Origin of the sequence: Actinomadura sp. (assembly GCF_044508335.1) — a bacterium.
Lineage (GTDB): Bacteria > Actinomycetota > Actinomycetes > Streptosporangiales > Streptosporangiaceae > Spirillospora.
The window spans coordinates 1-9,791 of the sequence record NZ_JBIQHY010000180.1 but is presented as its reverse complement, the minus strand read 5'-3'; the positions used below and the strand labels follow the sequence as shown (position 1 = coordinate 9,791).

Sequence of the window (9,791 nt, the reverse complement as noted above, 5' to 3'; positions counted from 1 at the left end):
GGGCATGCCCGCTGCGGGTGTTGAGTGCTTTCGGCGGGTCTGGCCGTGGTGGTTGCTTCGGGTGGTGCTGTGGCTCGGGTCTGGGTCGAGGGTGTGTGAAATGGGCTCGTCTGAGAGGCGGTCGGGTCGGTTGCGGGAGGATTGAGGGGTGAGTCGGATGCGGCGGGTGCGGGAGTTGTTGGTTGCGGGCGGGTACACCGTTGCCGGGGTGCGGGAGTTGTTGGGGGACGTTGCCGGTGGGGCGTTGGCTCGGGATGAGGTCGTGCCGGCGTTGCGGGCCACTCGGGGCGGGTCGCCGCTTGAGGTGCTGACTCGGTTGTTCTGGTTGCAGGTGCCCGTGCCGGTCGATGGCATGGCGGACGAGTTGGTGGCGGCCGGGCTCGTCGAGGTGTCCGGTGGGGAGATGCGGGCGCTTCTGCGGGTTGAGCCGTTGGAGGACGTCGGTGGGCAGGGGCATGCCGGATACGTCGTGTCCGATCTCAAGGTGCGGCCCGGGATGGGGCGGCTTCCCGGTGAAGATCATGTGGTGGGGGCGGGCGGGGCGTCCGGGAATCTTGCGCGGCTGGTCGTCCACAGGGGTGTGGATAACTTGCTCGATCTCGGGACCGGGTGCGGGGTGCAGGCGATCCATGCAGCCGGCCGGAATCCCGGGGCGAGCGTCACGGCTACGGACGTCAATCCGCGGGCACTGGAGTTGGCCGCGATGAGTTTCGCGCTCTCCGGTGTGGAGGGCGCGGAGCTGTTGCGGGGGTCGTTGCTGGAGCCGGTTCGGGGACGGCGGTTCGATCTGATCGTGTCGAATCCGCCGTTCGTGGTGGCGCCGGAGGAAGGGCCTCGGTTCACCTACCGGGAGTCCGGGATGGCGGGAGACGACTTCTGCCGGATGCTCGTCGGGCAGGCGTCGCAGTATCTGCGTGAGGGCGGATATTGCCAGCTCCTGGCCAATTGGCTGCATATCGACGGGGTTGCCTGGGAGGAGCGCGTCGGCGGCTGGGTGGACGGGTGCGACGCCTGGATCGTGCAGCGGGACGTCCAGGATCCGGCGGAGTACGCCGAGTTGTGGCTGCGGGATTCGTGCGAAGCCGGGACGCCCGAGTACCGGGCGCGGTACGACGCGTGGCTCGACTACTTCGAGCGGCGGGGGGTCGCGGGCGTCGGGTTCGGGTGGATCACCTTGCGGCGGAGCGAGCGGCCCGTGGTCCGGGTCGAGGAGTTGCGGCACGCCGTCGAGGAGCCCGTCGGCGCCTACGTCGAGGACGTCATGGACGGGTTGAAGAAGGGGGCAGAGTTTTCCACAAGCTGTGGAAAAGTGCTTGCGGCGGCGCCCGGGCTCGTGCAGGAGCAGATCGGTCCGCCCGGCGCCGAGGACCCGGAGCGGATCGTCCTGCGGCAGACGGGGCGGCTGCGCCGCGCGGCCGGGGTCGGGACGGTGGAGGCGGGCCTCGCCGGGGTCTGCGACGGCACCCTGCCGCTTGATCCGCTGCTCGACGCGATCGCCCGGCTGACGGGTGCGGACGCCGAGCAGGTGCGGGCGCACGCGGACGCCGTCCTGCCGGAGCTGATCGCGGACGGCTTCTTCATCTAGTGCGGACGACCGTCGCCATCGACGCGCCCAGGTCGCGGTGGCGCGCGATCAGCACGGAGAAGCCGATCGCCAGGTAGACGCCCGACAGGACGAGGCGGGCGGTCTCGCTCGGCAGGACGAACTGCACCGCGAACAGCGCGAACAGCACCGCCGCCTCCCACCGCTTGAAGACCAGGTCGATGAGGAACGCCAGGCCGAGGACGGTCTGCGCGGCGGTCAGCAGCACCTCCTCGGTCTGCCGGGAGTCCAGCGGCAGGGCCCAGTCGCCGCCGCCGAGCCGGTAGGCGAGCGGCAGCGTGCCGATCAGCAGCGTCCACTGGTTGACCTTGCTGGACAGCAGCGTCCCGATCGCGTCGGCGTCCCGGAGCCGCCACGCGAACATCGCGGCGACGAGCAGCTCCGGCGCCTCCGACGCGAGCGGCGCCAGCCACTGCACGAGGAGGAACTCGTCGATGCCGATGGCCTGGCCCGCCTCCACCAGGGCGTCCGCGAACGGGCTCGCCGACGCCAGCACGATGACCGCGCCGAGCGCGAACCCGAGCGCCGTCATGAGGCGCCGCCGCCGTTTCGGCAGCCTCACCAGGCGGGCGGGGACGCCGGCGAGCTCCTCGACGTCCTCCTGGCGGTCCCGGGAGATCCGCACGATGTAGAGGGCGTAGAGCGCGATCAGGACGACGGAGATGTACCACCCGATCTCGGCGGCCAGCGCGGGGATGAAGCCGAGGACGGCGGCGAGCGCGAGGAAGCCCAGCTCGATGCGGTGCAGCGGGGTCAGCCGCACCTCCCGCCGGCCGGTCCGGCGCGCCGCGTGCCTGCCCCGCCCGCCGCCGGCGCGCCCGGAGACGCGGCGGACGCCGAGCGCGAACGCCAGCGCCACCAGCGCCCAGCCGACCCCGACGAGCAGCCGGTTCGCGCCCGTCATGTTCGCGGCCGCGTAGCCGGCGTATTGGGGTCTGGTCCCGGCGGCGTAGGCGTAGTAGAGGTCGACGGCGTACTCGGGCAGCACCGCGATGAGCGCGAGCAGCGCGAGCGCGAGCGCCCCCGACATGTCGGCGCGCGCGGTCTCCACCGCCCACATGAGCAGGATCGCCGCCGCCAGGACGCCGAAGCCGAAGACGGCCATGGCGGCGACCGCGGGCGGCTCGAACCCGCCGGCCCGCGTCACGATCGCGGGGAGCGCGAGCAGCAGCGCCAGCGCGATCCGGACGAGCAGCGTCCTGCGGGGGATCGACTCGCCGGCCATACGTGCACCGTGCCCCGCACGCCCGGCCCGATGCGGCCGGGGAGGGCAACCAACCGGCAAAGCCGCCGCGTCAGCGGCGGGCCTCGTCCAGGGTGCGGAAGGTGCTCTCGCGGAGGCGCCGGGAGAGCGCGCGGTTGACGCGATGCGCCCAGAGCGGGCCGCCGTAGATCATGCCGGTGTAGCCCTGGACGAGGGAGGCCCCGGCGCGGATGCGCTCCCACACGTCGTCGGCGGTCTCGACGCCGCCGACCGAGACCAGCGTGAGCCGCCCGCCGGTGCGGGCGCGCAGCCGCCGCAGGACCTCCAGGGACCGCTCCTTCAGCGGCGCGCCGGACAGCCCGCCGGTCTCCTTGACGAGGGCGGGCGGGCTGAGCAGCGCGTCCCGGCCGACGGTGGTGTTGGTCGCGATGATGCCGTCCAGGCCGAGGTCGAGGGCGAGGTCGGCGACCGCGTCGACGTCGTCGTCCGCCAGGTCCGGCGCGATCTTGACCAGCAGCGGGACGCGGCGCGGCGACACCCGGTCGGCGGCCTCGCGGACGGCCGTCAGCAGCGGCCGGAGATGCTCGACGGCCTGGAGGTCGCGCAGGCCGGGCGTGTTCGGCGAGCTGACGTTGACGACCAGGTAGTCGGCGTAGGGGGCGAGCCGCTCGGTGCTCGACACGTAGTCGGCGGCGGCCGACGCCTCCGGGACGACCTTCGTCTTGCCGATGTTCACGCCGACGATGGTCCCGGCGCGGCGGCCGCGCAGCCGGCGGGCGGCGGCCGCGGAGCCCTCGTTGTTGAAGCCCATCCGGTTGATGAGCGCCCGGTCGAGCGGGAGCCGGAACAGCCGGGGGCGCGGGTTGCCGGGCTGCGGGCGCCCGGTCACCGTCCCGACCTCGACGTGGCCGAACCCGAACGCGCCGAGCGCCTCGTAGGCGACGGCGTCCTTGTCGAACCCGGCGGCGAGCCCGAGCGGGCTCGGGAAGTCCAGCCCGAGCGCGTGCACGGCGAGCCCCGGGTCGCGGGGCGCGAGCAGCTGGCGCAGCAGCGGCGCCAGCCCCGGCACGGACTGGATCCCGCGCAGCGCCCGCAACGTCAGGTGGTGCGCGGTCTCCGCCGGGACGCGGGAGATGACCAGTGAGAACAGGAGTCGATACATCACCGCGAGTATCTCAGGCCGCCCCCGGCGAAAACCCGTTGAGGACCCCCGAGGCGGTGCCTAGCCTGGCCCGCATGCTGATCGATCTCGCCGCCACCATGTGGCGGCCCACCCCGAAGCGCGTGTACCGCGAGCGTTTCCCGGCCGGGTCCGGCCGGGACGCGATGCGCGCCTGAGCTGCACGCTCCCGTGCGGCCGGACCTGGGTGCAGGCGACCGAGCACACCCAGCCGAACGGGAGAACACCATGTCCAAGGGCCGCGGCCGACGGGAAGTGTCCAGCGTGGGCGGTCAGCGCAGGAAGCTGTCGCGCGGCGAGCTGCGCGGCGGGCGGGCGCAGTCCCGCGGCGCCGCCGGCGACCCGGCCGCCCAGAAGAAGGAGCTGCTCAGGAGGATGCGCGAACGCGCCGAGCAGCGCGCCGGCACCGAACGCGGCGAATAGCGCGGAGGCCGCGCCGGCCCCCTCGGGGGCGGGCGCGGCCTTTCACCGTCCGCGGAAGGCGCGGCGGAGGGTGAGGCGCACGTCCCGGCTCGCCTGCCGCATCGTCCGGCGGGCGGCGGCGAGCGGTTCGCACACCGACGTCCGCCACAGGTCCCGCAGCGGACGCAGCACGCTCGCCCGCACCCAGCGGGCCGGGGCGACGATCACGACCCGGACGGGGACGACGACGAGCGTCCGCCAGAGCCACCGCAGGACGCGGGACGCGAGCCGCCACGCACCGGCGACGCCCGCGGCCACCGGGGCCAGGACGTACCGCCACAAAGCCCGTGCCGGGATGACGAACAGCACGCGTCCCAGCCATCCGAAGACCCGCCCGAGCAGCCGCCATGACCAGACCAGCCCGGCCGCGAGGGCGCCGATGAACGCGGCGAGAACGGTCAGGGCGCCGCGTCCCAGCCAGGCGAGCGCGAGCAGCGGCGGGCGCAGGACGTACCGCCACACCAGCACGGCCGGGACGACCACGAGAACGCCGATCAGGAGCACGATCCCGCGCCAGGCGGCGGACAGCAGCCACGCCAGCCCCCGCCTCAGCGCCCGCAGGGGACGGAGCAGGACGAACTCCAGCATCCGGCCGATGGGAACCAGCAGCGCACGGTAGAGCCATCGGCCGACCCATCTCGCGCCGCGTCCGAACAGGCGCAGGAGCCCCAGGATCACTACGACGGCGAGCCAGCGCAGCGGCCGCAGGACGAGCAGGTTCAGCAGCGCGCCGATTCCGCGCCCGACCGCCGCGATCAGCCGGCCGAGCGGTGCGAGCAGCCATCCGTGGACCGCGAGCCCGGCGGCGCGCAGCATCCGCCCGATGAACCGGGCGAGCCGCCCCTGCGCGCGCATCAGCCGCAGCCAGCCCGCCCGCACGCCCCGCCCGATCGCCACCAGCAGGTCGTGGACGAGGCGCAGCGGCAGCACCACGATCAGCGCGATGACCCGGGCCGGGACCACGATCCAGGCCGGGCCGGGCCGCTCCGGAACCGGCTGCTTGCTCAGGTCGATCGTGCCGCCCGCAGGCTCGTCCCCGGTCACCGCTGCCTTCCTCGCCGGTCCTCGCCCCGCTTGGACCCGCCGCACCGGCGTCCGGTTCCCGGGCTTGAACCCTTCCGCGCGGCTCACCGTACTCCTCGTCGATCCGGCAGAGCGGTGCGGCAGCTCGACCTGGATCGACGTACGGGACCGGAACCGGAGACCGGGCCCTGACGACCTGGAGGACAGATGAAATTCCCACGCTGGGCGATCCCCGTCGTGGCCGCCTTCGCCGCGACGGGACTCGTGCTGAGCGCCTGCGGGCAGGAGCGGCCCGGGGCGAAGCAGAACACCGCCGCGGGCGCGAAGCCGCCGGCCGCGCCGGCCGCCGACGTGCCCGCCGCCGCACCGACCGCGCTGGAGGTCGCCAGCGTCTCGAAGCTGGGCCGGGTCGTCACGGACGGGAACGGCATGACGCTGTACCGGTTCGACAACGACACCGCGCGCCCGCCCGCGTCCACCTGCGTCGACGCGTGCGCCAAGGCGTGGCCGCCCGCGGTCGCCGGCACGGGGGAGACCAAGGTCGAGGGGGTGCGGCAGTCGCTGGTCGGCAAGGTGAAGCGGCCGGACGGGACGTGGCAGGTCACGCTCGGCGGCTGGCCGCTGTACCGCTTCGCCAAGGACCAGAGCCCCGGCGACGTGAAGGGCCAGGGCGTGGGCGGCACCTGGTACGCCGCGGCCCCGACGGGCAAGAAGGCCGTCCCGGTCAAGCAGGCGACCGACAAGCGCTGGAAGGGCTGGACGGTCATCAAGGCGAAGAACGACCCGGAACTCGGCCTGATCTTGACCGACGGCAATGGCCGGACCCTCTACCGCTTCGACAAGGACACCGACAAGCCGCCGACGACCAATTGCTTCGGCAAGTGCAAGAAGGCGTGGCCGCCGGCCGTCTTCAAGGGCTGGAAGAAACTCAAGCTCGAAGGCGTCAGCCGAAAAGTCGTCAACTTCATCGAGCGCAAGGACGACGGCAAGTGCCAGCTCACCGTCAACGGCTGGCCCATGTACTACTACGCCGAGGACCGGCAGCCCGGTGACACGAACGGCCAGGGCGTCGGCGGGGTCTGGTGGGCGACCACGCCGACCGGCAAGAAGGCCGCCGGCACGAACACCGGCACGGGAACCGGCACCGGCACCGGCACCGGTGGCGGCTACGGCGCGGGCGGCGGCTACTAGCCGCCCCGCACAGGCGAAGGCGCGGAGGCATCGCGGGTCGGTCGGGGTCCGCGAACCCTCCGCGCCTTCTTCATGCGCTCCACGAGCGCCGCGGAGACAACGGAGAAGCAGCCGTCCGGAGAGTTCGCCGCCCGATTCCGGGATGGAATGGGGCCGCCGTGAAATGGGCGGCCTCTGGGGCTGATGTTGTCCGTACCTTTGCTTTTTCGTATCTCGACAGCTTTCGGGTGCGGTGTTCGAATGGAGGTCCGTTCCCGCCGGGGGTGCGGCCCGCGGAAGTGCTCGCAGCCTGGTGGGAGGCTTCGGGAGGCCCGCATGGTCGAGCGACTCGGACGAGTGGAGGCGGACGCGCCGGGACGTGCTCGGCGGCGGGGCAGGGCGACCGGGCGGCACGGGCCGCCGAGGCGCGCCGGGGCGGCGGTCGCGGCGGCGGTGCTCGCCGGCGGGCTCGCCGGGTGCGGGGGCGGCGGCGGGACGCCCAAGCTCACCTGGTACATCAACCCCGACAACGGCGGCCAGGCGGCCATCGCGAAGTCGTGCACCGACGCCGCGGGCGGCAAGTACCGGATCGAGACGGCCCTGCTGCCGAGCGACGCGACGCAGCAGCGCGAGCAGCTGATCAGGCGGCTCGCGGCCAAGGACTCCGGGCTCGACCTGATGAGCCTCGACCCGGTGTTCGTGCCGGAGGCCGCCAACGCCGGGTTCCTGCGCCCGTTCACCCCGAGTGAGGCCGCGCCCCTGACGGATGGCGTGTTCCAGACGGCGGTGCAGAGCTCGACGTGGGAGGGCAAGCTCTACGCGGCGCCGTTCTGGGCCAACACCCAGCTGCTCTGGTACCGCAAGTCGGTGGCGCAGAAGGCGGGGATCGACCCCACCGCGCCCGACTTCACCTGGGACCAGCTGATCGACGCGGCCATCCGCACCAACACCACGATCGGCGTCCAGGGCAACCGGTACGAGGGCTACATGGTGTGGATCAACTCGCTGATCGCGTCCGCCGGCGGCCGGATCATCAGCGACGCCGAGAAGGGCGACGAGGCCACCATCGACATCGACTCGCCGGCCGGCAAGGAGGCCGCGGCGATCATCTCGAAGCTGGCCCGGTCGTCGGCGGCGAGCCCGACGCTGTCCACCGACATCGAGGAGCAGTCCCGCGCGACGATCAACGGGCCGCGGGGCGGGTTCCTGCTCAACTGGGGCTATGTGTGGCGGGCCGAGAAGGGCGACGCCGAGGCGGGCGCCATCGACAAGAGCATCGTCGGCGACCTCGGCTGGGCCAGGTACCCGCGGGTGAACCCGCAGCAGGAGAGCAAGCCGCCGTTCGGCGGCATCGAGATCGGGATCGGCGCGTACGGCAAGCACCGCGACGACCTCGCGGTGGAGGCCGTCCGCTGCATCACCTCGCCGGCGAACATGAAGCGGTACATGCTCGACGAGGGCAACGTCGCCGCCCGCCCGGCGATCTTCGACGACCCGGACGTCCTCAAGGAGTTCCCGATGGCCCCGCTCATGCGGGACTCCATCGCCGCCGCGGCGCCGCGCCCGGCCACGCCGTACTACGCGGACGTGTCCGGCGCCATCCAGAACCGGTGGCACCCGCCGGCGTCGGTGAACCCGGCGACCACGCCGCGGAGGTCCGCCGAATTCGTCCGCGAGGTCCTGCAAGGCAAGGCCCTGCTCTAACGGAGGTGTTCGGATGACGTCCGCAGACACGGCGCTGAAGCGTCCCGCCGGTGCCCCCGCCCAGGCGGAGATCTCCGACCGCAGCCGGGCCGAGCGCAGGCTGGGGCTGCTGCTGTCGGCGCCCGCCGTGGTGGTGATGCTGCTGGTCACCGCCTACCCGCTGATCAACGCGGTCTACCAGTCGCTGTTCAGCTACCGGATCACCGCGCCGGACGACCGGCGCTTCGTCGGCCTCGCCAACTACGGGACGGCGCTGTCGGACCCGCTGTTCTGGCAGACGGTCCTCACCACCCTGATCATCACGGTGGTGACGGTCGGCGTGGAGCTGGTCATCGGCTTCGCGCTGGCCATGGTGATGCACCGCGCGGTGTTCGGCAGGAGGACGGTGCGGACCGCGATCCTGCTGCCCTACGGCATCGTCACGGTCATCTCGGCGTTCGCGTGGAAGTACGCCTTCGACGTGCAGTCGGGGTTCGTGAACTCGTGGTTCGGCCTCGGCGACTACTCCTGGTTCTCCGACCGCTGGTCGGCGCTGTTCGTGATCGTCCTGTCGGAGATCTGGAAGACGACGCCGTTCGTGTCGCTGCTGCTGCTCGCCGGGCTGGCGCAGGTGCCGCGCGACCTCGGCGAGGCCGCCACGGTGGACGGCGCGACGGCGTGGCAGCGGCTGAAGCGGGTCACGATCCCGAACATGAAGGCCGCCATCCTCGTCGCGGTGCTCTTCCGGACGCTGGACGCGTGGCGGATCTTCGACAACGTCTTCATCATGACGTCCGGCCAGGAGAAGACGCAGGTGCTGTCGTTCCTGACCTACCAGCAGATCATCACCCGGACGGAGCTCGGCCTCGGCAACGCGGTCGGGGTGCTGCTGTTCCTGTCGGTGGTGCTGATCGCGGCCGTGTTCATCAAGGGGTTCCGGGTGGACCTGTCCCAAGTGCGAGGTGACCGCTGATGGAGTCGACGCGTTCGAAGTCGCTGTGGATCGTCGCCTCGGTGCTCATCCTGGTGTGGACGGCGTTCCCGATCCTGTGGATCGTGATGCTGTCGTTCAAGACGCCCAGCGAGATCGGCAACGTCCAGGGGTTCTTCCCGCAGGACTGGACGTGGGACAACTACGAGACGGTCTTCAAGACCGACCTGTTCACCTCGGCGCTGATCAACTCGATCGGCATCTCGCTGATCGCCACGTTCATCGGGGTGGTGTTCGCGACGCTCGTCGCCTACGCGATCGCCCGGCTGGAGTTCCCCGGCAAGAAGATCATCCTGTCGTTCGCGCTGGCCATCGCGATGTTCCCGGTGGTGTCGCTGGTCGGGCCGCTGTTCGACCTGTGGCGCAACGTCGGCCTGTACGACACCTGGCCGGGCCTGATCATCCCGTACATCTCGTTCGCGCTGCCGCTCGCGATCTGGACGCTGTCGGCGTTCTTCCGCGAGATCCCGTGGGA

At 72.1% G+C, this 9,791-nt stretch carries 9 protein-coding genes; 6 read left to right on the top strand and 3 right to left on the bottom strand.

What is annotated here, in order from left to right:
• The first annotated feature begins 157 nt into the window (after window positions 1-157).
• Window positions 158-1,585: a methyltransferase gene (locus ACIWVC_RS33130; protein WP_396445475.1), complete on the top strand. Its 1,428-nt coding sequence runs from the start codon at window positions 158-160 to the stop codon at window positions 1,583-1,585.
• Here ACIWVC_RS33130 and ACIWVC_RS33125 read toward each other — a convergent pair.
• Both ACIWVC_RS33125 and ACIWVC_RS33120 read right to left on the bottom strand, forming a co-directional pair.
• Entirely contained in the window at window positions 1,578-2,828 is a 1,251-nt protein-coding gene (locus ACIWVC_RS33125) for a sodium:proton exchanger (protein ID WP_396445476.1), read from the bottom strand. The genes ACIWVC_RS33130 and ACIWVC_RS33125 overlap by 8 nt on opposite strands.
• Before the next feature lie 70 nt (window positions 2,829-2,898).
• Window positions 2,899-3,969, bottom strand: a complete 1,071-nt coding sequence (locus ACIWVC_RS33120; RefSeq protein ID WP_396455050.1) for a quinone-dependent dihydroorotate dehydrogenase — start codon at window positions 3,967-3,969, stop codon at window positions 2,899-2,901.
• A 282-nt stretch (window positions 3,970-4,251) separates the two neighbouring features.
• Between ACIWVC_RS33120 and ACIWVC_RS33115 the strand changes: the two genes are divergently transcribed.
• The gene (locus tag ACIWVC_RS33115; protein WP_396445478.1) at window positions 4,252-4,410 is read left to right on the top strand and encodes a DUF6243 family protein; all 159 of its coding nucleotides are present in this window, start codon (window positions 4,252-4,254) and stop codon (window positions 4,408-4,410) included.
• A 42-nt stretch (window positions 4,411-4,452) separates the two neighbouring features.
• Here the strand turns inward: ACIWVC_RS33115 and ACIWVC_RS33110 are convergent, their stop codons facing one another.
• Window positions 4,453-5,493 (bottom strand): hypothetical protein, encoded by a 1,041-nt coding sequence (locus ACIWVC_RS33110; protein WP_396455049.1) that lies wholly within the window; start codon window positions 5,491-5,493, stop codon window positions 4,453-4,455.
• 186 nt (window positions 5,494-5,679) lie between these two features.
• Between ACIWVC_RS33110 and ACIWVC_RS33105 the strand changes: the two genes are divergently transcribed.
• The 4 genes from ACIWVC_RS33105 to ACIWVC_RS33090 all read left to right on the top strand — a co-directional run.
• Window positions 5,680-6,663 carry a hypothetical protein gene (locus ACIWVC_RS33105; protein WP_396445480.1) on the top strand — a complete coding sequence of 328 codons (984 nt, stop codon included), beginning with the start codon at window positions 5,680-5,682 and terminating at the stop codon, window positions 6,661-6,663.
• Between the two features lie 315 nt (window positions 6,664-6,978).
• The gene (locus ACIWVC_RS33100; RefSeq protein ID WP_396445481.1) at window positions 6,979-8,346 is read left to right on the top strand and encodes an extracellular solute-binding protein; all 1,368 of its coding nucleotides are present in this window, start codon (window positions 6,979-6,981) and stop codon (window positions 8,344-8,346) included.
• A gap of 13 nt (window positions 8,347-8,359) precedes the next feature.
• Entirely contained in the window at window positions 8,360-9,298 is a 939-nt protein-coding gene (locus tag ACIWVC_RS33095; RefSeq protein ID WP_396445482.1) for a carbohydrate ABC transporter permease, read from the top strand.
• On the top strand, window positions 9,298-9,791 hold a 494-nt coding region (locus ACIWVC_RS33090), incomplete at its 3' end, for a carbohydrate ABC transporter permease (protein WP_396455048.1). The genes ACIWVC_RS33095 and ACIWVC_RS33090, both read left to right, overlap by 1 nt.

Excerpts from the sequence above, each read along its gene's own strand:
- ACIWVC_RS33125 (WP_396445476.1), bottom strand. The coding sequence starts at position 2,828 with ATGGCCGGCGAGTCGATCCCCCGCAGGACGCTGCTCGTCCGGATCGCG.
- ACIWVC_RS33130 (WP_396445475.1), top strand. The coding sequence starts at position 158 with ATGCGGCGGGTGCGGGAGTTGTTGGTTGCGGGCGGGTACACCGTTGCC.
- ACIWVC_RS33120 (WP_396455050.1), bottom strand. The coding sequence starts at position 3,969 with ATGTATCGACTCCTGTTCTCACTGGTCATCTCCCGCGTCCCGGCGGAG.
- ACIWVC_RS33100 (WP_396445481.1), top strand. The coding sequence starts at position 6,979 with ATGGTCGAGCGACTCGGACGAGTGGAGGCGGACGCGCCGGGACGTGCT.
- ACIWVC_RS33105 (WP_396445480.1), top strand. The coding sequence starts at position 5,680 with ATGAAATTCCCACGCTGGGCGATCCCCGTCGTGGCCGCCTTCGCCGCG.
- ACIWVC_RS33095 (WP_396445482.1), top strand. The coding sequence starts at position 8,360 with ATGACGTCCGCAGACACGGCGCTGAAGCGTCCCGCCGGTGCCCCCGCC.